23 protein-coding genes are annotated in these 21266 nt (G+C 45.1%); 13 read left to right on the plus strand and 10 right to left on the minus strand.

The features are described from left to right. Window positions 1-25: 25 nt before the first annotated feature. Window positions 26-1504 carry an NAD(P)/FAD-dependent oxidoreductase gene (locus GC130_RS13730; protein WP_151998900.1) on the plus strand — a complete coding sequence of 493 codons (1479 nt, stop codon included), beginning with the start codon at window positions 26-28 and terminating at the stop codon, window positions 1502-1504. Window positions 1505-1530: 26 nt separating this feature from the next. On the opposite strand, the gene GC130_RS13735 is transcribed toward GC130_RS13730, so the two are convergent. From GC130_RS13735 to GC130_RS13755, 5 genes are all read right to left on the minus strand, one after another. Further along, complete coding sequence (locus tag GC130_RS13735) at window positions 1531-2112, minus strand: hypothetical protein (protein ID WP_151998901.1); 582 nt, start codon at window positions 2110-2112, stop codon at window positions 1531-1533. Between the two features lie 157 nt (window positions 2113-2269). Then, the gene (locus GC130_RS13740; RefSeq protein ID WP_151998902.1) at window positions 2270-2650 is read right to left on the minus strand and encodes a DUF1987 domain-containing protein; all 381 of its coding nucleotides are present in this window, start codon (window positions 2648-2650) and stop codon (window positions 2270-2272) included. Window positions 2651-3232: 582 nt separating this feature from the next. Next, complete coding sequence (locus GC130_RS13745) at window positions 3233-3796, minus strand: hypothetical protein (protein WP_151998903.1); 564 nt, start codon at window positions 3794-3796, stop codon at window positions 3233-3235. Between the two features lie 43 nt (window positions 3797-3839). Next, window positions 3840-4220, minus strand: coding sequence for a DUF1987 domain-containing protein (locus tag GC130_RS13750; protein ID WP_151998904.1), 381 nt, complete (start codon window positions 4218-4220; stop codon window positions 3840-3842). 423 nt (window positions 4221-4643) lie between these two features. Next, on the minus strand, window positions 4644-4964 hold the full coding sequence (locus GC130_RS13755) for a Dabb family protein (protein ID WP_193217858.1): 321 nt from the start codon (window positions 4962-4964) through the stop codon (window positions 4644-4646). Between the two features lie 484 nt (window positions 4965-5448). Here GC130_RS13755 and hisG point away from each other — a divergent pair, with 484 nt between their 5' ends. Genes hisG through hisB form a run of 4 tightly spaced genes read left to right on the plus strand, consistent with a single transcriptional unit; the run spans window position 5449 to window position 9780 of the window. Next, entirely contained in the window at window positions 5449-6300 is an 852-nt protein-coding gene (gene hisG / locus GC130_RS13760; protein ID WP_151998906.1) for an ATP phosphoribosyltransferase, read from the plus strand. A gap of 14 nt (window positions 6301-6314) precedes the next feature. Continuing rightward, window positions 6315-7616 (plus strand): histidinol dehydrogenase, encoded by a 1302-nt coding sequence (gene hisD / locus GC130_RS13765; protein WP_151998907.1) that lies wholly within the window; start codon window positions 6315-6317, stop codon window positions 7614-7616. Continuing rightward, window positions 7606-8676, plus strand: a complete 1071-nt coding sequence (gene hisC, locus GC130_RS13770; protein ID WP_151998908.1) for a histidinol-phosphate transaminase — start codon at window positions 7606-7608, stop codon at window positions 8674-8676. The genes hisD and hisC overlap by 11 nt, the downstream gene beginning before the upstream one ends. A 9-nt stretch (window positions 8677-8685) precedes the next feature. Further along, a complete protein-coding gene (gene hisB, locus GC130_RS13775) occupies window positions 8686-9780 on the plus strand; it encodes a bifunctional histidinol-phosphatase/imidazoleglycerol-phosphate dehydratase HisB (RefSeq protein WP_151998909.1) in 1095 nt (364 codons plus the stop codon). Between the two features lie 165 nt (window positions 9781-9945). On the opposite strand, the gene GC130_RS13780 is transcribed toward hisB, so the two are convergent. Both GC130_RS13780 and GC130_RS13785 read right to left on the minus strand, forming a co-directional pair. After that, the gene (locus GC130_RS13780; RefSeq protein WP_151998910.1) at window positions 9946-10686 is read right to left on the minus strand and encodes a peroxiredoxin; all 741 of its coding nucleotides are present in this window, start codon (window positions 10684-10686) and stop codon (window positions 9946-9948) included. A 163-nt stretch (window positions 10687-10849) separates the two neighbouring features. Next, entirely contained in the window at window positions 10850-11776 is a 927-nt protein-coding gene (locus tag GC130_RS13785) for an SGNH/GDSL hydrolase family protein (RefSeq protein WP_151998911.1), read from the minus strand. Between the two features lie 113 nt (window positions 11777-11889). Between GC130_RS13785 and GC130_RS13790 the strand changes: the two genes are divergently transcribed. Further along, window positions 11890-13308, plus strand: coding sequence for an amidohydrolase family protein (locus GC130_RS13790; protein ID WP_151998912.1), 1419 nt, complete (start codon window positions 11890-11892; stop codon window positions 13306-13308). A 104-nt stretch (window positions 13309-13412) separates the two neighbouring features. On the opposite strand, the gene GC130_RS13795 is transcribed toward GC130_RS13790, so the two are convergent. Next, window positions 13413-14057, minus strand: coding sequence for an RNA polymerase sigma factor (locus GC130_RS13795; RefSeq protein WP_151998913.1), 645 nt, complete (start codon window positions 14055-14057; stop codon window positions 13413-13415). A 145-nt stretch (window positions 14058-14202) separates the two neighbouring features. On the opposite strand from GC130_RS13795, the gene GC130_RS13800 reads away from it, so the two are divergent. The 4 genes from GC130_RS13800 to GC130_RS13815 all read left to right on the plus strand — a co-directional run bounded on the left by GC130_RS13800 (window position 14203) and on the right by GC130_RS13815 (window position 16277). Continuing rightward, window positions 14203-14601 carry a hypothetical protein gene (locus GC130_RS13800; RefSeq protein ID WP_151998914.1) on the plus strand — a complete coding sequence of 133 codons (399 nt, stop codon included), beginning with the start codon at window positions 14203-14205 and terminating at the stop codon, window positions 14599-14601. A 28-nt stretch (window positions 14602-14629) separates the two neighbouring features. Beyond that, window positions 14630-15259, plus strand: coding sequence for a GTP cyclohydrolase I FolE (gene folE, locus GC130_RS13805; RefSeq protein WP_151998915.1), 630 nt, complete (start codon window positions 14630-14632; stop codon window positions 15257-15259). 74 nt (window positions 15260-15333) lie between these two features. After that, entirely contained in the window at window positions 15334-15867 is a 534-nt protein-coding gene (locus GC130_RS13810) for a DUF4142 domain-containing protein (RefSeq protein ID WP_151998916.1), read from the plus strand. Between the two features lie 11 nt (window positions 15868-15878). Next, complete coding sequence (locus GC130_RS13815) at window positions 15879-16277, plus strand: plastocyanin/azurin family copper-binding protein (RefSeq protein ID WP_193217859.1); 399 nt, start codon at window positions 15879-15881, stop codon at window positions 16275-16277. A gap of 122 nt (window positions 16278-16399) precedes the next feature. Here GC130_RS13815 and GC130_RS13820 read toward each other — a convergent pair whose 3' ends face one another. Continuing rightward, window positions 16400-17206, minus strand: coding sequence for a DUF1080 domain-containing protein (locus GC130_RS13820; RefSeq protein ID WP_151998918.1), 807 nt, complete (start codon window positions 17204-17206; stop codon window positions 16400-16402). A 163-nt stretch (window positions 17207-17369) separates the two neighbouring features. Here GC130_RS13820 and GC130_RS13825 point away from each other — a divergent pair, with 163 nt between their 5' ends. The 3 genes from GC130_RS13825 (at window position 17370) to GC130_RS13835 (ending at window position 20137) form a co-directional block, all read left to right on the plus strand. Next, window positions 17370-17738, plus strand: coding sequence for a glyoxalase/bleomycin resistance/extradiol dioxygenase family protein (locus GC130_RS13825; protein ID WP_151998919.1), 369 nt, complete (start codon window positions 17370-17372; stop codon window positions 17736-17738). A 218-nt stretch (window positions 17739-17956) separates the two neighbouring features. After that, window positions 17957-18739, plus strand: a complete 783-nt coding sequence (locus tag GC130_RS13830) for a hypothetical protein (protein WP_151998920.1) — start codon at window positions 17957-17959, stop codon at window positions 18737-18739. A gap of 540 nt (window positions 18740-19279) precedes the next feature. After that, on the plus strand, window positions 19280-20137 hold the full coding sequence (locus tag GC130_RS13835) for a hypothetical protein (protein ID WP_151998921.1): 858 nt from the start codon (window positions 19280-19282) through the stop codon (window positions 20135-20137). 147 nt (window positions 20138-20284) lie between these two features. Here the strand turns inward: GC130_RS13835 and GC130_RS13840 are convergent, their stop codons facing one another. Next, window positions 20285-21184: an NAD(P)-dependent oxidoreductase gene (locus GC130_RS13840; protein WP_151998922.1), complete on the minus strand. Its 900-nt coding sequence runs from the start codon at window positions 21182-21184 to the stop codon at window positions 20285-20287. Between the last annotated feature and the right edge of the window lie 82 nt (window positions 21185-21266).

The following is a 21266-nucleotide window of genomic DNA, read 5'->3' on the forward strand; positions in this document are numbered from 1 at the left end:
TTTTTTCAACCTTAATGACCTGGTAATGAACAAGTTTGATGTTTGCGTTATTGGAGCGGGGCCTTCTGGTTATGCCGCTGCCATGCGTGCCCTGGATTTTAAAAAGAAGGTAATTCTCATTGAAAGAAATCAGGTAGGTGGTGCAGGAGTGCACGATGGCGCTCTCTCCAGTAAAACCTGGTGGGAGATATCCAGAGACTATTATACGCTGCGAAAACATGGCAAGGCCTTTAATTTTAAGGTGCCTGATCTTGCATTTCAGAAAGTTAAAACAGAAGTACTGAAGGCCACCAGTGAAAGAAAAGATCTTCTGGAGTTTCACATGGCTTCGATGAATAGTAATGGGCAGGATTTACTGACATTCAGAAGAGGTGAGGCGAAGCTGCTGAGTAAACACAAAGTGCAGATTTCAGGTGAGAACGGCGTAGATGTTGTAGAAGCTGACAATATCATTTTGGCTACGGGAAGTCGGCCAAGAAAACTCCCCAACCTGCCGATAGACGAAAAAATTGTTGTCACCAGTGACGGCATTCATAACTGGACAGAGTGGCCAAAAAGTATGGTGATAGTAGGTGCGGGTGTTATTGGTTGCGAGTTTGCAACCATCTTTTCCAATTTTGGAAAAACGCAGGTTAACTTAATTGACAAGGGAGAAAGAATATTGCCGTTTGAGGACGGCGACGTGGTCGATGTGATTGAAAACAACCTTGAGGAAAAACACGTGTTGGTGCATCGCAATTCCAAACTCATTGATATGAAAATCGTAAACGGGGAGGTCGAGTATGAGCTAGAGTACGATGATGGCGAAAAAAAGAAGTATCAGGTGGAAAAGGCCCTGGTGTCCGTAGGTAGAGTGCCAAACTATGAAAGCCTTGGGCTGCAAGAAATCGGGGTTGAAATTGATGGCAGGGGTATAATTGACAACCTTACCCAGACTAGCGTTGATAATATCTATGCAGTGGGGGACATAACAGCGGATATTGCCCTGGTTAATGTTGGGGAATTGGAGGGCAGGTATGCCATCGAGAGAATCTACGGGAAGCCTTTGCATAAACTCATCTACGAAAACATCTCGACAATTATGTTTTTGGCACCCGAAGTTGCTGGAGTTGGATTCAACGAGATTCAGGCCAAACAAAAGGGAATCAACTACAAAGTCACCAGCTTACGTTATAGCAATATTTCACGAGCGACGGCTATGCGTAACACCCAGGGTTTCATCAAACTGATGGTAACAAACGACGATAAAATGAAAATCCTGGGCATGCGTGTGGTAGGAGAGCATGCCTCAAGTGCCATTCAGGCTGTGGCTCTCCTCATTTCTATGGACAAAGGAGTGGAGGAGCTCGCAGAACTTATCCACCCACACCCATCTATTATCGAAGGGATACAAGAATGCGCCAGAATGCTTCTGGGCAAGTCCATGCTCAAGCCCACTGTTTTGCTGGAGTCTATGGCCTGCAAAACCTGCGTCGAAGGAGTTTATGAAAACATTATCTATTAACCTTCTTCCATATCATCAAACGGCCTCTATTTCGAAAACAAAAGCTTTCCAATAGATGGTGATAGTTTAATAGTGGGTAGCTTGAATTTGTTTTCAAGTTCCGGAACATTCCCATTGTTTCCCTTCACGATCTTTATTTGCTCTTTCTTCAGGAAGAATGTTTCCAGGCCACCCTCTAAAAACTTAAGACCAAAAGCGATACAGCCCTTAACTACAAGGTCTAAGTACTGGATATGCACGATCACGGCGATTGCTTCACCCAGGAACACCTCTTCAGAAAGGAACATTATCACGGCCGCAGTAAATATGATAGTGGAAGCTTTTTTTCCAACCTGAGCCTTCACTAGCTGACCAATAGTGCTTTCAAGAAGCGAGTTTTTCTCAACTATTTCCTCATTCTGTTCTATGATTCGCTCGTTAGCTTTGTTCAGCTTAGACTGAAGCTTGTCACTAACCTTTGTAATAACCTTGCTCTGAATAAGTAGATCCTGATAGCTATCTATAAATTGGGCAAGATCCTTTCTTGAAATATTGTTCTGCTGCGCTTTGGTCTTAAACGCATGAAGCGCTTTGTCTTCTTCGTCGTATAGTCCCCACAAGTCATTCATACCTTTTAAAATTAGTTAGGAGATGGGTATTAGGTATACAGTGTAGTCAACAAAGTATGTAACCTGTCTTTGAAAGTTTCGAATAACAACTAGCTGCCTTTGTTATATATAACGGTTAGTGATTTGTGTGGTCAGGAAAACCACAGCAACTAAACCGTTAGGCTGCGATAGTAATAAAGTTGAAATTCATGTGAAGTATGTCTGAAAAGTCCTCACCTACTTCTCTCATTTCTTCATCCTCTTCCAGATAGTACCAGTTGATGGTAACACATCGCCCTGCTTCCTGCATTTTGTGGAGCTTTTTTAGCATATTAAAAATGCACTTGGAAGAACTCGTGTTAAAGTAATGAAAAGACAGATTTGCGGTGAGTCCCCCGCTTTCGTGGGTAACGTACTCGTCCAGCTCAACAATAAATTTTTGATAGAAACTATTTGAGTTGGCGGGATTTGAATTCCCCTTTAATTCTATCAGCCCCGTCGAAGGGTCGAAATAGACGAACGGCGTATAGTCCGTAGCTTGAATGTAAACTTTTTCCATAATCTCTCAGGTTTGTTACTGTTATAATCTCAACTAAAGTATATAAAAAGAAGGGTGGTTCTACATCTCATCCCTTACTCCTAATAATCTTTAATTAAGTTATTTCTTTTAGAAGCTTGATTGCCTTCGATTTCTGGCCAATACTTTCTTATGTAAGATATCTATTGTATGAGAAGTAAAATCCTGTTTAAATGGAAGTGTTTAATTAATAAAAGTAACTTAAATGACTGTTAATCAGTGTAATATATTTATTTCACTTAAGAGAGTTTTTTTCGAAGATGCTGGAAACTGATGTAATATTTATTGGCTTAAGGTTGATATAAACATCAGATAGTTGAAAAAACATACGGTTATAGGGGTGAGCAGAGTGAATGTTATTTTTTTGATAAAATTTCCATGTTAGTGAATGAAATGGAGAGGTGGATAATCTTTTGCGAGTGATTTCATTAACCTTTTTTTTATTAATGTACTTATAATCAATGATTTATGTCGATTACACCCACGTTTCTGCCTTGTTTTTTTTCGATGTTATTGTACAAGGTTTAATTCTGGCCAAGAAACGGCCCGGGTGATTTTAGAAAACTATCGGGGAACGGCTTCTGATGTGATGAGCCCGGGAGAGTGTGGGCTGCTAACCTCCAACTCTTCCCACAAACCTTCTTCAACAATTTTTGAATGCTCTCTCCGCATAAAAAATTTCTCGATAGTTGATTCGAAGGCCTTTAGGGTAAGTGCAATGCAAAGTTTTACAATCAAGCCGATGTATGGAATATCAACGTAGCTATTGATTGCCTCTTCGAGAAGCACTTCTTCAGCCACGAAAAGCACAACGGCGGCTGTAAGTATGATGGTAGAGGCTTTTTTACTGACTTTGGCTTTCACCAGTTGCTCTATAGTATTATGGAGCAACTTATTATTGTCACTGATGGTTGCGTTTTGTGCAGCGATTTGCTCGTTTGCCTTGTTAAGCTTCGACTGAAGCCTGTCGCTAACCCTTGTGATTACTTTGCTTTGTGTGATTAAATCGTCATAGTTATCGATGAACCTTACCAGACTCCTTTTAGAGATAGCATCGCTTTTCACCATCTCTTTGAATTCGTTGAGAGATTTTTCTTCGGTGTGAAAAAGACTTAATGCTTCAGTCATTGGGGGTGAGAGTCTGTTAGGTTGAAATATTATTGAGTTACCGTTAAGCAGCCAGTTCTATAAAGTTGAAATTTAGGTTCATTAATTCCGAGAAGTCCTTGCCTACTTCATACATGTCTTCATCGCTTGGGCTATAGTACCAGTTGATAGTTACCTGACGACCTTTTTTCTTTATTTTGTCAAGTTGTTTGAACATGTCGTATAGACATTTGGAAGAGCTGGTGTTGAAATACCGAAAGGCGACATTGGCAGTGAGATCTTTGGTTCCTCTTATTGCATATTCTTCGAGGTTAACAATCATTTTGTGGTAGAACTTCAACGAGTTGTGAGGTGTAGAATTCCCCTTCAATTCAATGAGGCCATTGCTGGGGTCAAAAGTAATGTGGGGTGTAAATTCTGTTGCTTGTATGTGTATTCTTTCCATAAAGGTGATATTAAGAAGTAGTTAAAATTTAGTACTCTCGAGCAATGTACTCTTAGCACATTACAAAGTAACGGCATCTTCGAGGATCAAATGAGGTAAGTGCCGGGGATTACTAGCGGATGTAAGATTAAGAGAACTCTTCAGCCGTTAACGAACAAAACAAAGACGGCCTGTTTCTTTAGGTATGTGCTTAACTAGTTGATATTTAATGATATAGTGACTAGAAAAGTCGCAGGAATGAGGGCGTAGGTAGTAGAAAAACTATGTAGGAATTTGAAACTTGAGAGAATCTTATTGCATTTTTTCCAGCAAAAAGAAGGAATTGATGGCAAATTCAACAAATACGAAGACGTTTAAATCCGAGGAACAACCAGCCGGATAGACAATGTCTCTCTGGCCGGTTGCTATTTTTTGGACAGTAGTTTAAACTTTCACTGAATCATAGACCTGCACCTTGCTCCACATATGTTGCGCTTTTTCAACGAAGGCCAGATGGACAGGGTGCTCCTGGTAGGCATCCTGATCTTTCTTGCTATCGAAAGCTAAAACGATAGAGAAGGTATAGGTATTGTCGATGACGGGTCTGTTGGTGTCGGCAGGCGTTCCGATAAACCTTTCCTTAATCACATCAATGCTGCCTGTGTATTCCTTCACGTGGGAAAGAAAAGTTTTCTTATTGGCTTCGCTGGGATCCTTGAGCCAGAAATAAACAACGTGATAGAAGTTAACAGATGAATCTTTCATAGTTTTTGTTTTTGCAAATGAATATGTACCTAAGCCGAGCAGGCCAAGCAGACCTGTTCCCTTTTTTAAAAATGAGCGACGTTGTGAATCCATTTTGGTTGTGAGTAAAGTGAGGGGCTAAAGATAGAAGGTTGAAATTATTTTTTCCTCGTTTTGAGGCGAATCCTTTTCTGAAATGCCCGGATGAAGCCTTCTTCAGGTGTTGCCTACACCTTATTATATAGTATCAATATTTAGCCATTCTTTGATGTAAAAGGAAGAGGAGAAAAAAACTTGAACAATTTTGTCTTTTTGGGTTTTAATTGATGTTAGTGGAACCTAAATTTGGCCTTGTAAAATGAAGTACCTGAGACACTCCCATATATTCGATCATCTGCACGTGAACCACGATCATGTGTCTCGTCATTCCCATTAAGGAAGAGCATTTTACTTCAACATTGGCCCGTATTCATTTTACTTACTCATTTCTCTAATTAAGCTTTTCATGCTACGTATTGCAGTTCAAAAATCAGGTCGCTTAAGCGAAGATTCGTTCCGTTTGATCAAAGAGTGTGGAATACACTTTAATAATGGTGTAGGTAAGCTTAAGGCCTCTTCCCATAATTTCCCGATGGAGTTTCTGCTGCTCAGAGATGATGATATTCCAGGCTATGTAGCCGACGGCGTAGCAGACATCGGTATTGTTGGGCTGAATGTGGTAGAAGAAAAGGAAAAAGACCTTGATATAGTAGTAAAGCTCGGTTTTTCCAAGTGCAGACTTTCTTTGGCTATTCCCAGAAATGAGGAATATGGAGGCATAAAAATGCTGGAAGGCAAAAGTATTGCCACTTCCTACCCAAAGATTTTGGGGAGCTATTTGAAGAAAAACGGTATCAGTTCAGACATTCACGAAATTAGCGGTTCGGTGGAAATTGCGCCAAGCATTGGGCTGGCCGATGCTGTGTGTGATATTGTAAGCTCCGGTAGCACACTCTTAAGTAACGGACTGAAAGAAGTAGAGACCATCTTCACATCCGAGGCAGTGCTTGTCGGCCACAAAGGACTCGGTGCTGAAAAGAAAAAGCTCCTTGATCAGCTCCTTTTCAGGATTCGATCAGTGCAGAATGGATCTAATAATAAGTACATTTTGCTCAATGCTCCCAATCATAAAATTGAGGAAATCGCAAACCTTCTGCCTGGGATGAGGAGCCCAACGGTACTGCCCCTGGCTACGGAAGGGTGGAGTTCTATTCATTCTGTGATCAATGAAGACAGGTTTTGGGAAATAATTGAGAAATTGAAAGAAGCAGGAGCTGAAGGCATTCTTGTGGTGCCGATAGAAAAAATGATATTGTAGACAAATCGAGGACCATGCAACTAATATACGAACCACCCCGGAAGCAATGGCTTGAGCTGACAAGCAGGCCAGCTCAGGATCCGGCAAGGCTGGAGAAGGTGGTGAAGCCCATATTGGAAAAGGTGAAGCGCAACGGCGACATGGCCTTGAGAAAGTTTGCACTTGAGTATGATCATGTTGAACTGGACGACCTCTTTGTAACAGAGGAGGAGCTATTGGCCTCGGCTGATCAGGTAGGGGATGAACTGAAGGCAGCCATTCATGTTGCCAGGGAAAATATTGAGAAATTCCATCTGGCGCAAAAGGAATCTCCCATAACAGTGGAGACTATGCCGGGTGTGGTATGTCGGCGCAAGAGCATACCCGTAAACAGGGTTGGACTGTATGTGCCCGGAGGCACAGCACCCCTCTTTTCTACTGCCCTGATGCTTGGTATTCCGGCAAAAATTGCTGGCTGTAAAGAGATCATTATTGCTTCGCCCACTGACAGCATGGGGCAGGTGAATGCCACAGTGTTGTACGTGGCTCACTTACTAGGTATAAAGAAGATACTGAAGATTGGCGGAGCTCAGGCCATTGCCGCTATGGCGTTCGGCACGGAGTCGGTGCCGAAGGTTGATAAAATATTTGGGCCCGGCAACCAGTACGTGACGGCGGCTAAGCAAATGGTGAGCCGTGACACGGTGGCAATCGACATGCCAGCTGGCCCTTCGGAGGTGTTGGTGTTTGCCGACAAGCATGCAGATCCGTCGTTTGTGGCGGCCGATTTGCTGTCGCAGGCTGAGCATGGTGCCGACAGTCAGGTGATACTGGTCACATCCAGCAAGCGCATGGTGGACAGCGTGGCACAGGAGGTGGAACGTCAGCTGGCTACTTTGCCCCGGAAGGCAATGGCAGCAAAAGCTTTGGAGAATAGCAGAACCATCTATTTTGAAGACAAAGCTACTGCCATGGACTATATTAATATGTATGGCCCTGAGCACCTGATTCTTGCGTTGAAAGATGCAGACAAGTATGCTGAAATGGTTGAGAATGCCGGATCAGTATTCATAGGCAACTATACACCTGAGTCGGCAGGAGACTATGCGTCGGGCACAAATCACACGCTGCCCACCAATGGTTGGGCCAGGGCGATGGCGGGTGTTTCTGTTGATAGCTTTGTGAAAAAGGTCACATTCCAGAAAATTACTCCAGAAGGATTGCAGCAGCTTGGCCCCAGCATTGAAGCGATGGCCTCAGCTGAAAAGCTCGATGCGCACAAAATGGCGGTAACACTTCGATTGCAGAAAATTAAAGAAGGTACCAATGAGCTTTGATCCGAACTCGCTACTTCGTAAGCACCTGGTTAACCTGAAGTCCTATTCTTCCGCCAGGGATGAATACACTGGTAAAGAGGGCGTTTTTTTGGATGCCAACGAAAATCCCTACGGTTCTGCTGGGGTAAAGGAAGCTTACAACCGCTATCCTGACCCCTACCAACAGGAGGTGAAACAAGCGGTTGCCAAAATTAAGAATATTGGTGCCGAGTCTATTTTCCTTGGCAACGGCAGCGACGAGCCTATCGACTTGCTTATAAGGGCGTTTTGCGATCCGGGGAAGGACAAGGTGATCACAGTGCCCCCCACTTATGGCATGTACGAGGTGAGCGCCGGCATCAATGACGTGGCAATTGTGAAAGTGCCATTGAATGAGAATTTCCAGCTCGATGTAAAAGGAGTCATAAGCGCCACTGGTTCGGACACGAAAATCCTGTTCCTCTGCAGCCCCAACAACCCTACAGGCAATCTGATCCGAAAGGAAGACCTTTTCACTTTGCTTCACGAATTTCCAAACCTTGTCGTGATAGACGAGGCATATATTGATTTCGCTCCTGACGCCGGTTTTTTGCCCCACCTGCATCGTTTTCCTAACCTGGTGGTGCTGCAAACCTTGAGCAAAGCCTGGGGGCTGGCGGGTGTGCGACTGGGCATGGCTTTTGCCAGTCCGGAAATTATCACCATCCTGAACAGGATCAAGCCACCTTATAATATAGCTGCACCAACACAAAGTATCGTAAGAAAGGCTTTGGGCAATGTGCTGGCCAAGGAAAAAATGGTAGCCGATATTCTGGAACAAAAGAATTGGCTGGAAGATCAGCTCGCAGCCTTACCAATTGTGCAGCATATCTACCCCAGCGACGCTAACTTTATGCTCGTCAGGGTGCCGAAACCAAAGGAAACCTACCAGTTTCTTATCGATCAAAAGGTGATTGTGAGAGACCGAAGCAATGTGATGCACTGCCACGGCTGTCTGCGCATAACGGTAGGAACGAGAACAGAAAACGAAGCTTTACTAAAAGCCATGGCTTTGGTAAAGGAGGACTCATTTGTCAATTAATTTGAAAAAATGAAGAAGGTATTGTTCATAGACAGAGACGGAACGATTATCGTGGAGCCACCTGAAGACTTTCAGGTAGACTCTCTGGAGAAGTTGAAGTTTATTCCGGGTGCTATTTCCAACCTTAGGAAGATAGCGGAAGAACTCGACTACGAGCTTGTGATGGTGACCAATCAAGATGGATTAGGCACAGATAGCTTTCCTGAAGATACTTTTTGGCCAGCACAGAACAAGATGTTGGAAACGCTGGAAGGCGAAGGGGTCAATTTCGCTGCTATCCACATCGATAAAACCTTCGAAAAGGACAATGCCCCAACCAGAAAGCCCCGCACAGGACTTCTTACACAATACCTGACCGAAGATTACGACCTGCCCAATTCCTATGTGATAGGAGACCGTAAAACCGACGTGGAACTAGCGAAGAACCTCGGTGCAAAAGCTATTTTTATAGGAGAGTCAAACCCAGATGCAGCTTTAAGTACTTCGGATTGGGATGAAATTTATCGTTTCCTCAAGCTGCCGCCAAGGATAGTGGAAGTAAAACGAACCACGAAAGAGACCGATATATTGATAAAACTCAACCTCGATGGCACGGGCCAAACGAAGATGAATACCGGCCTGGGGTTCTATGATCACATGCTCGATCAGCTGGGCCGTCACTCTGGTTGTGATTTGGAAGTAACTGTGAAAGGCGACCTACATATCGACGAGCACCACACGATTGAAGACACAGCGCTGGCTTTAGGGGAAGCTTTCCGCAAGGCTATTGGCGACAAAAAAGGCATTAGCCGCTATGGCTTTATGCTGCCTATGGACGACTGCCTGGCGCAGGCGGCTATCGACTTTGGTGGAAGGCCCTGGCTGGTGTGGGAGGCTGAATACAAGCGTGAAATGGTGGGCGACATGCCAACGGAAATGTTTTATCACTTCTTTAAGTCGTTTTCTGATACTTCGCTGAGTAATATCAACATCAAGGCGGAAGGCGGTAACGAGCACCACAAGATAGAGGCAACCTTTAAGGCGCTAGCGAGGGCCATCAAGATGGCTATCGGCAGAGACGCCAATGCACTGAATCAGCTGCCTAGCACGAAGGGAGTGCTTTAGAAAGCGCTGGTGATCGGTAGTGAATTTGGGCCTCTTCCATGCCTCATTTACCGCCTCTATCTTGAGTATGGCTGTGGCGTTGTTGAGCTGGCCGAAAAAGAAAGGCTGCACCGCCCGGCGCTTTGTCCGGGAAATGCAGCCACCGTACTAACTTGTTGTCCCTACTTACGCTAATACAGGTTCCTTTTCTCTTTTCAGCACTTTGTCTAGCACCATGTCTTTATCGAGTTTTTTGGTACAGAAGAACCAGTCTTTACAATCAAGCCCCTCGATATTGCCATCCATTCTGTCTTTAGCTACGCCACAGGAGCCTGCGGGCGAAATGATCACATCGTCGCCTGGCTTCCAGTCGGCTGGTGTAGCCACAGCAAACTCATCGGCTGTTTGCAGTGCAACGATCACACGGTAAAGCTCGTCGAAGTTGCGGCCAAGGCTGAGTGGATAGTAGATGATAGCCCTAATCATGCCCTTGGGGTCGATAAAGAACACCGCCCGAACTGCCTGCGTACTGCTTTCATTGGGCATAATCATGCCGTATTTCTTGGCTACGTTCATCGTGATGTCCTCAATGAGCGGGAATTTGACATCCACATTCTTCATTCCCTTGAATTCGATTTTGTCTTTGATCGTGCGCAGCCAGGCAATATGACTGTATAATCCATCAATCGACAATCCAACCAACTGTGTATTTGCTTTAGCAAACTTCTCTTCCAGCGTTGCAAAGGTCATGAACTCTGATGTACATACTGGTGTAAAGTCGGCCGGATGGCTGAAAAGGATGACCCACTTGCCGTGGTAATCAACGGGAAAGTTGATATCACCCTGGGTAGTTTTTGCTTTGAACTCTGGTGCTTTATCGCCAATGCGTGGCATAGCCACCACTTCTTCATTCATTGTAGTTTCCATATCTATTGTTGTTTTTATTGATAGGTGAAGCTAGTGATTCACCAAGTGGGGCGCAGTGATTTAAGTCACACTGGCACTTTGATTTTCGACACTCTAAAGAGGATATTTGATGCAGTGGGCAAAGTGGTGACGGATGGCTGGTGAAAGATACAGTACTCTGTTTTCAGCGGAGTAATTTGTCGATCTCGGTAGCTATGATGCCATATTCCAATTGCGCATCGGTCAGTGGCTTTCCTTTACTCATTCCGGGTCTGGTGTGCCCGGTGGCCGTTAGCCAGGCATCTTTCATTATTAACTGACGGTTCTCAATTAGTTGCAGGATTTTTTCACCGTTGTTGGTGGTGGAAACGGCTTCCCCGATGCTGTCAGCTTTGGACATGGCGTTGAGCCCAAGGTAAGCCAGGATCGCACGTGCCATGATCCAGTGGCCAGCTTTGTCAGGATGCACACCGTCTGTAGCGTATTTGAAATCAGAATCTGTCATGCGCCTGTCCTCCAGATGCTTTTTCATAGGCCCATGCACATCAGCCACGTTCCAACCCTTTGTGTATCTATTACTAATCAGCCAGTCGGAATAAATATCGAGCACATTGGCATAAGCAGCACCCTTTCGCTCATCGAACACTGGTGGTGTGAGGTGAACGATGGCAACGCCAGATTTTGATACTTCTTCATGCAGCCAGTTGATTCCTTCTTTATAAGCCTGGAAGCGAGCGTCATCGAAGGGTAGGTAGATGCCATCGTTCATGCCGTAGGAGGCAAATACCAGATCGGGTTGGGTTTGCTCAAGAACACGAGCCAGCCTCTCCCGGAGGTCTGGTCGGGGAAATTTACCGTCTGCATGGTTGGGTTCAGAGAGGCCTGACACGGTTTCGCTGGGTAGTCCCACGTTGATCACTTCGAACTTCTTGTTGGGGTAGGTCATGGCGAGGCATGCTTCTATGTAGGACACATACTGCCCGGTATAGGTAATGCTGTTGCCCAGAAAGACAATGCGTTGAACAGAATCGGGGACAGCGTAGGAGCCCTGACCATCGGCCTTCAATTGGAGGGAAGCAACAAAAAGAAAGCAGGCGATAAGTCGGCTCATATTGACGAAGATAGGAAATATCGAAATACGACTTACTCGCTTTTTTTGTAGTTTCGGACTTGCCCTATTTCCCGCAGGTGAGTATGGCAGGCTTACCAAGCTAATTTCCGACCATGAGAAAACTATTTCCTACAATCCTTGCCATTTGTGCCTTTTTCAGTGCATTGGCGCAGGAAGGGTTAACAGACCAAACAAAAGCCTTTGTAACCCACGAGAGAGGCACCTACATGCTGCAAAACCTCACCCTGGTGGATGGCACCGGTAGTGCCGCAAAGGCCAATCAGGATATCCTAATAGTGGGCGACAAAATTGAAAAAGTAGGCGTTGACCTGCCCGTGCCAAAAGGGGCGACGGCCATCGATATGGAGGGCAAAAGTGCCATGCCTGGAATGGTCATGCTGCATGAGCACCTGTTTTACCCGAAAACAACGCCAGATGCCAATTATGGGGTGGACCAAATGAGCTACTCTTTCCCAAGGCTTTACCTTGCCGGTGGTGTTACCAGCATGAGAACGGCCGGAAGCATCATGCCGCAGGCCGACCTCAATATCAAGAAGGCCATTGGGCGTGGAGAAGTACCAGGCCCGAAAATGGATGTGACCAGTCCACACATTGACAGAGCAGGAGTGGGGATATTTGAACTCGGTGCCATCGAGTCTCCGGAAGGTGCAGCCAGGGCGGTTAACTATTATGCCGACATGGGGATCACCTCCATTAAGGTATACAATTTCATAACCCGGGAAGACCTTAAAGCGATTGTTAGAGCGGCTCATGCAAGAAATATGAAAGTCACTGGTCATATCTGTTCCATTACCTACAGGGAAGCCGCTGATATTGGGATCGATAACCTTGAGCATGGATTTTTCTCCTGCAGCGACTTTGTGAAAGGCAAGCAAGTTGATATTTGCGATCCTTTTGAAATGCGCAAGGCCTTATTGACTATTCCGGCTGATTCAAAGGAAGTGACCGATCTGATAACGCACCTGGTTAACAAGAAAGTAGCTTTGACTTCGACCATCAATGTGTTTGAGCCCTACACAGGCCGGGAAGTAGTGCCGGGAGGAGGCATCGACGCTTTGTTTCCTAACGCTAAAGAAAAGGTGTACAAACGCTGGGCTAGCAAGCAGGGCAGGGACTCGCTCGATTACCTGGCGTTCAACAAGGCCAAGGTGTGGGAGAAGGCTTTTTACGATGCAGGTGGCTTATTAGTAGCAGGCACCGACCCTACTTACGACGGGAGAATTGTGGCTGGTTACGCCAACATGAGGCTACTTGAGCTATTTGTGGAAATGGGCTTTTCTATCCCAGAAGCCATTAAAATATGTACGCTTCATGGCGCCGCTTACCTGGAGCAGGCAGCTTCTATTGGTACATTAGAAGCAGGAAAGATTGCCGACCTGTTGATTATGGACAACGACATCAGCAAGGATATTTCTGCCATCAGATCGCTCAATACTGTTTTCAAAAATGGCATCGGCTATGACTCCAAAAAGCTGTTCCAGGCGGCGGAGGGGTATGTGGGGATCAGGTGAGAGCTCTTTCTGAACTGTCGTGCGCAAAGTGCACCCGACAAGTCTTCTTCTAAACTCCTAAATAACCAATTTGTACTCCCTGCTTGTTCTACTGCCTTTCTGTGCTAGTCTCGTTTATGGTCTCGAATATCAATGGCACTCGAGATTTCCGCCATTACACGATTCACTATTTTATCACATCGGCTAAGATGAAAATCATAGACGTCTGACGATTTGTAGTGACCGCTTAAAACATCCCTCAGCATTTCCTTGGCTCGGTTGAGCCTGACCTTCACATTGGATTCTGTCAAGTCCAGGGCGTCCATAGTCTCGTTGGTGCTCATATCTTCTAGTTCTCTCATCACAAAAACCAATCGATATTTTTCCGGGAGTTTGGCAATCGATTCTTCCAGTACAGCTTTCAATTCACTGTTCATAAGACTGCTTAAAGGTGTTTCGTAATTGTAGTTACTATCCAGCTTCTCCAGTGAAACCTGACTACGTTTTGATTGCCGCTTTTTATGCAACAGGCTTTCGTTGATCAAAATTTTCGTCAACCATGTGGCGAAAGTGGATTTGCCTTTGAATCCCGCCAGATTAAGGTATGCATTGAGGTAGGCGGTTTGCATAATATCCTCCACTTCGTCTTCATCGTGCACAATGGATCGACTGATGCGATACAGTCGTTGATTGTATTTTCGGATTAAAGCTTCGTACAAGTAGTCTTCACCATCGAGAATGCGATGGATAATTTCTTCATCAGTAAACATGTCGGGTGTTTTTGCCTCACATAATCAAACACCAGTATAGAGTATAAAGATCGGGAAACGTTACAAAGTTTTTTTTAGAAAAAATAGTTGTAACCCTTCACACCTAAAATGCTCTAATCAGGCAAACATCAAAAAAGACAATGTTATGGATATCATCATTAAGAAACTGTCAGACATTCGAACCTATTTGAAATTCACTTATGGTATAGTACCTATAGTAGCCGGTGCAGACAAGTTCACTAATCTTTTAGCAAGCTGGAACGAGTATTTGAATCCGATATTGGCAGGGATGCTGCCATTTAGTGAGAGCACCTTTATGATTTTGGTTGGGATAGTTGAAATAGCAGCGGGAATTCTCGTTTTTGTTAGCCCCAAAAAAGGAGCCTATATCGTTTGTGCGTGGCTCGTGTTAATTGCAATAAGCCTACTGGCAAGTGCGGCATACCTCGACGTGGCTGTTAGGGATTTGGTCATGGCGGTAGGGGCTTTCACTTTTGCCCAGCTTTCCAATCTTCCTCTCTCTGCAAACAAAGGGAATTCATGAAGGCCTAATTAGGTGGAGTCTACGAGCGATGGAAAGAATTGAGTTGCTGGAGATAAAGCATTTGTCTCCTTGTCTGAACGATGAAAAGCGGCTGGGAGATGATGAAAAGGTAGTCATTATCGCCCGACACTTTAAATCAATAATGGAAACACTGGGACTTGATGTCAACGATGACAGCCTGAAAGCCACTCCGGTTCGGGTAGCGAAAATGTATGTCAAGGAGGTATTTAGTGGGCTTAACCCCATTAACAAGCCATCTATTAGTTTGTTTGAGAATACGTACGGCTACAATGAAATGCTTGTAGAGAAGGACATTACGCTGTATTCTTATTGTGAGCACCACTTTGTCCCCATTATTGGGAAGGTTCATGTCGCTTATATCCCAGCTGCCAAAGTGATTGGATTATCCAAAATCAACCGGCTTACGCAGTATTACTCCAGACGGCCGCAGGTGCAGGAGCGATTGACCAGAGAGATTAGCGAGGGCTTGAGGGAGGCTTTGCAGACGCAAGACGTGGCAGTTTGCATTGAGGCCGCCCATTTGTGTGTTGCCTCGAGGGGAGTAGAAGACACCAAGAGTAGCACTAGGACTGTCATGTATTCCGGGAGGTTTCAGGAGGCGGGTATGAAGCTAGAATTCCTCTCTGCCTTAAGATAGAGAGGTCGATAAAGTTTGTAACCCTTTTGCCATACCATGCTCTAATAGAGTGTTAACTAAAACATTAAAACAATATGAAAAAGGTTCAAAATTGGTGCATTGCCCTGGCATGCATATTTATCAGCACAGGACAGGTGGGCGCACAAAATCCGAAGCTGTCAGACCCTGAGGTAGCGCATACCGCAGTTACCGCTAATCAGATAGATATCGGATATGCCGAAATTGCAAAGGAAAAGTCCAAAGACAAGGATGTTCTAAAGTTTGCAGAGACAATGGCGAATGATCATAGGGCTGTGATAGAGCAAGCCGTTGCTTTGGCCACCAAACTAGGAGTAACGCCGATGGACAACGCTGTGAGTAAGCAGCTATTGTCGGATGCCGAGAGTACCAAGAAAGAGCTCCGGTCAAAATCCGGCAAGGATTTTAACAAGGCTTATATCAATAATGAAGTGGCGTATCACAAGGCGGTGATTGCGGCAGTTGAGGGACTCTTAATACCTGAAACAGAAAACACGGAATTGAAGAAGCTTTTGGAAAATGTGGTGCCTGCGCTGAAAACCCACCTGGCACATGCAGAAATGGTTCAAAAAATGGTTGCTGGTAAATGATCCAATGTGAAATGAAAAGCACGATGATTCTTTTGTTGACTCTCGCTGTCCTGAATAGTTGTTCGGATGAAAAGAAGGAGCCGCCACCAACTGCGGTAGGTCATGAAAGTATCGGCGAAAGCATTGATCCTACCCAGACAGATTCAGCCTTGAGGAATACCGACACTTATCATACCGTCGTTATACGGCAAATGGAATTTTCACCAGCAGAGTTGAAGGTAAACAAAGGAGATACAATAGCATGGATCAATCAGGACATTACGGAGCACGACATTACCGAGCTAAACGAAGAGAAGTGGTCGTCTTCAAAGCTGCCTGCAGGTGCGAGCTGGAGTATGGTGGTGAGTGAAGGTGCTGACTATTATTGCTCTATTCACGTGGTTATGAAGGGTAAGCTTATCATTGAATAGAATATGCTGGTTATTGTATTTAAGAAAAGCGGCTGCACGATGCACCCGCTTTTTTGTTGTGTGGCAGGATAGATGCGGTTCTTCGAATCAATTTGGTTACCTGCTTCGTGGTGATTTTTCAGTTAAAGCTGCTTGATAAACACATTTCTGTAAAAAATCTCGGCACCTTCTGCCTGCAATAGGATTTTTCCTTTGGTGAGCGGCTCCCAGCTATTTTTTTCAGCATCCCAATATTTCATATCAATGGCCTCATTGACCACTTTCCCATTAATGGTGAAAGTGGCATGGTCGCCATTTACCTCAACTTCTACCTTGTTCCAGCCCGACACTTCCCATGAAAAGGACCTGGAGAAGCGATGGTATTTGTTTTCAATTTCGCCCTTTGTCTTGAGTTCGCCGTTGGTGGCATAGTGCTCAGAGGCATCCACCCTGGCTGAGGCTCTCGCCCCAATGATCCATAAATCCCCAAGGTCTCCTTCTTGTATCTGACATTCTACGCCATAAGGCCAAAAGTCAGTTTCGTCAAAAATATGAAACAGAACACCAGCGTCTTTTACATTACCAGTCCTGGGCTCAAACTTTTTCTCGCCCCATTTGAAGTCAAACGTTAGAATATAGCTGCTGTATTCTTCTTTGGTTACTAACCCGGCAAATGACTGACGTGAACCATCCTTTTGGCTGGGGTAAGCGTGGATCGTTCCATTTTCAGCACGGAATATCTCCAGACTGTCGGGGCCATTTCCGTCACTCACAGTATACCAGCCTTCTAAATCAACACCATTGAACAGCGCCTTAAACCCTTCCGGAGCTATGGTTTCTGAATTGGGTATGCTTTCTTTGGCTGTCTCGTCTGCTACAGGCGGGTTGCACATGGTAGCAACAAACAAAAGGCATAGTAATAGTAGCGATAGTGATTGACCGTGTTTCATACGGGAAGATAGGACTTTTTGTAGTTACCTCGTAATCTCAACAGTGCATGGAATTGATTCCCTGGCTTCGAGCAGGCTGGTGCACCGTGATCCGGTGAGACAATCACTTGAAATGACCAGTTGCAATGCGTATATTAAATCGTAGAACATCCAAAACAAAGCCATGGCTGCCACACCCTCACCTTTAGGTATCATCCCGGTTCTTCCCTCGCTCGACATACAACGTGACATAGAGTGGTATGACAAGTACGCCGGGTTTAGTTACTGTTTTGGTGATAAAGGATACGCCGGGTTGAGAAGAGAAAACCTGGAGTTCCATTTGCAGTTCCATCATGGCAATGAGGACGATCCTATTACCGGCGGCTCTGTTATGAAGATTTTTGTTGCCGATATCAGGCCCTATTTCGAGGAGTTTGAGAAGCGGGGAATCATCACGAAAGAGAAATTGCGAATGAACACCCCCTGGGGTACACACGAATTTGGCTTCTATGACCTAAACCACAATGCCATTTTTGTGGTGCAGGACGTATAAACCCGTTCTTGTATGTGTTTTCTGAGAAGTTGGAGCAGCTAAAATCACGAGTCAATCCGCCGACGGTTGTGTGCCCGTAACTACACAAAATGGTAGCTTGGCCCAATAATCTTTTGTAAAATTGGCAAGAAACTAATAGCTGCATAGGTACGATAATGGAAGGCCGAAACATAGAACCTTTTTTTCTCAATACGCTCTTAAAAGCATGCGTTGTAGGCGTGGCTTTGATTCTCGCTGCTAACTTTTTCTTTTTTCCGGAAGACACTGTAGGTGTCATTACTACGCTGGTTATTTTGCTCGCTTGCCTGGTGGCGCACCGGATTCGGGAGAAGCACCCAACATCTGCGGTAGTAATTCTAACGTCCATTACTTTGGCAGTGGTTTGCTACCAACGGCTCATGCAAATAAGCCCTTCTATTACCCTGGCTACTGTGATTATTATTGGCTTTATTTTTTCGGTGATGCTAAAGGGGCGAACCATGTGGGCCATGCATGGAATTGCGCTATTGATGCTAAATACCGTATTTCTTTATCACGTATCAGATCCGGTTACGGCTGCCATCACCTACTCAATTTTATACCTGATTATCGCCTATGCCAGCGGTGTGTTAAAGGCCAACTACGATAGAATACACCAGCACCTTCGACATACCAATGATGAGATGAAGAAAAAGGCAGCGGAGATAGCACAACAAAATGAAGAGCTTCAAAAGACCCAGCACGATCTCAGTATTTTGAATAAAAACCTGGAGCAGATGGTGGGGGAGCGCACGGCAAAAATTAAGGCGCAAAACGACATGCTGATTTCCTATAGCCATACCAATGCACATCATTTAAGGGGGCCTGTGGCACGACTGCTGGGGCTTGCTGCCATTTACAAGCTTGAGTCTGGCGGTAAGATTGATACGCTTGTGGAGAAAATGATAGAGCAGGCCAGTGAGGTTGACGCAGTTGTTAAGAAGATCAATGCTGATCTGGAGTCAAAAGAACTGGAAATGTAAATCGACAGTCGGTCGGCCGGCGTTAAAACCAGAGCTGCAAGACCAGGCTGGGCTGTGTCAGGAGTCTGCCTGTTACTTGCAGGGAACTATTGCTTTTTATCACTCCGTTGTGCCCTTGCTTTGCTGCCCTTGTGGGGCAATTAGTTAGCGATGAAATTATTCGTTTCAATGACTCTCCAACCACCGTCAAGGTTCCCGTCTGCCGACGGGAAAAAGTAAGACTGTTTGTACTTTTTTTGACTTTGTAATTCATCTATGGGCGGGTGTTTACCAGCTAAGTCTATCGATGTTTTATGTAGAGAGAGTATCTGTGTCCGCAAACAAGGTTTTTTGGATGCATAAAGGAAAGAGAGCGAATAGCAAAAATTCATTGTCTTGACACCTGCGGAACGACAGCATGATTTGGACTGAGAATAGATAAAAAGGCATTTCGTTAAGGAATTCATTAGTTGCTGGCCAATTAGTTTGAATGACCACTTTACCTCAGCAAACTTTTGTTAAATTGAAATCGAACCGATTTTTTTTTGAGCAACCAGCTAAATGATAGTAAGGAATATTGAGAAGTTTTTTCTCAACACCCTTTTGAGGATAAGTATTCTTGGGGTCTCTTTTATTCTCTTGTCCAGTATTGTTTTCCGTCCGGAGAAGATGCTGCCCACCGTGGTTTCACTAGTCATTCTTTTGGCCTGCATTGCTGCCTATAAGTTGAGGGATAAATACCCTACGCAAGCTGTGCTTCTTTTAACCTCTATAACGCTAACTGTAGTGGCTTATCAACGGCTTATTGCCCCCCATGCTTCTGTCACACTGGCCGTGGTTATGATTGTCGGTTTTGTTATCTCAGTGATGCTGAAGGGAAGAACCATGTGGGTTATGCACGGGATAGCATTCATTCTCCTCAATACTGTGTTTGTCTATCATGTGTCGGAAAAGGTTACTGCCTGTATCACATTTTCTATTCTATACTTCGTTATTACGTTTGCTACGGCTGTATTAAAAGGCAGCTACGATGGGATACATTATCACTTGCGAAACACTAATTTAGAACTCCAGAGAAGGGCGGATGAGATCGCTGCGCAAAACAAAGAGCTTCATGCGACACAGTCAGAGCTTAGTTCATTGAATCAAAATTTAGAGCAAATTGTGACTGAGCGTACGGCAAGAATTAAGTCTCAAAACGAAATGCTTATCAGGTATGGCCACATCAATGCCCATCATTTGCGTGGGCCTGTGGCAAGGTTGCTGGGTCTTGCTGCCGTTTACAAAATGGGCTCCGATATGCAGGCAGATGAACTGGTGGATAAAATGATCGAACAAGCCAATGAAATTGACGCTGTGGTAAGAAGAATCAACGCCGATCTGGACTCCAACAATATGGGGTGGGAAAGCGAAAACTGATGAGAAGGGAATAAACGGCCCTGCGTTTGTTGAAAATCTCCGAACGGAGTGGGATCAAGGGAGGCGGTGTGCAGTCCCGCTCCATGCTCCTTGTCAAACTTGCGGCAGGGTATCAGAACTATAGCGGGCTTACCGAACTTCCCATCATTACCCTTTCACATACTTCCGCCAGTTGTGCTGCTCTTTGAAGCCCAGTACCTCACGGATTTTTCGGTTGGAAAACAATGCCTCATGCTCGCCCAATTCACGGGTAAGGGGCACACCCGGGAAAAACTGTTCAGCCAGTTCCTTGCTGGGGATAATAGCGCCGTTGTGATCGTTGCCGGCATTGAAAACCTGATAACCAAGGCCGTCTTTTTTCAAACATAAATCCACGATCTGCCCCAGGTCACGGGCGTCAATATAACAGAAAGCATTCCGGCGGCGCACTTCAGGATTTTTGAAATATCCCGGAAACAGTTCGGCGTATTCCTGGGGCTCAATCACATTGCCAATACGAAGGGCATAAATATCAAACCCTGAACGTCGCTGGAAGCTGCGGGCTGTTTTTTCATTGACCACCTTCGACAATCCATAGCTATCCATGGGGTCGACGTCATAGTCCTCCTCCAAAGGCAGCACATGAGGGTCGGTTTTGCCATCTGAAAAACATACACCATAGGTGGTTTCCGATGAAGCAATAATGATCTTCTTGATGCCAAGCTTCACAGCCGCTTCAATCACATTGTAAGTGCCTATGGTGTTGACCCGAAACGTTTCATTGTCGGGGTTGATTAAGATCCTGGGAACGGCTGCAAAATGCACTACGGCATCAAATTTTGGTACGCCGTTGCCTGCCTCCAACTCATCCAGTCCGGCATATGAACTCATGGCATTAAACATTTGTCCGGAATCGGTAATGTCAGCCTTCAGGTTGTCCACCCCTGGGTAGTTCAAAGGCACCGGGTCTACATTCATCACTCTGTGCCCCTGGTTGAGGAGGTAGGGTATCACGTGCTTCCCGGCCTTCCCTGATCCCCCGGTAAAAAATATCCGTTTTTTAGTCATCCATGCTGTTGTTTAATGCCGAAAGCAACTTACGCACTGATGGAAATAAAGCCAAAATGTGAAAGGAATAAAAAGGTAGGCA

Origin of the sequence: Imperialibacter sp. EC-SDR9 (assembly GCF_902498805.1) — a bacterium.
Classification (GTDB): domain Bacteria; phylum Bacteroidota; class Bacteroidia; order Cytophagales; family Cyclobacteriaceae; genus Imperialibacter.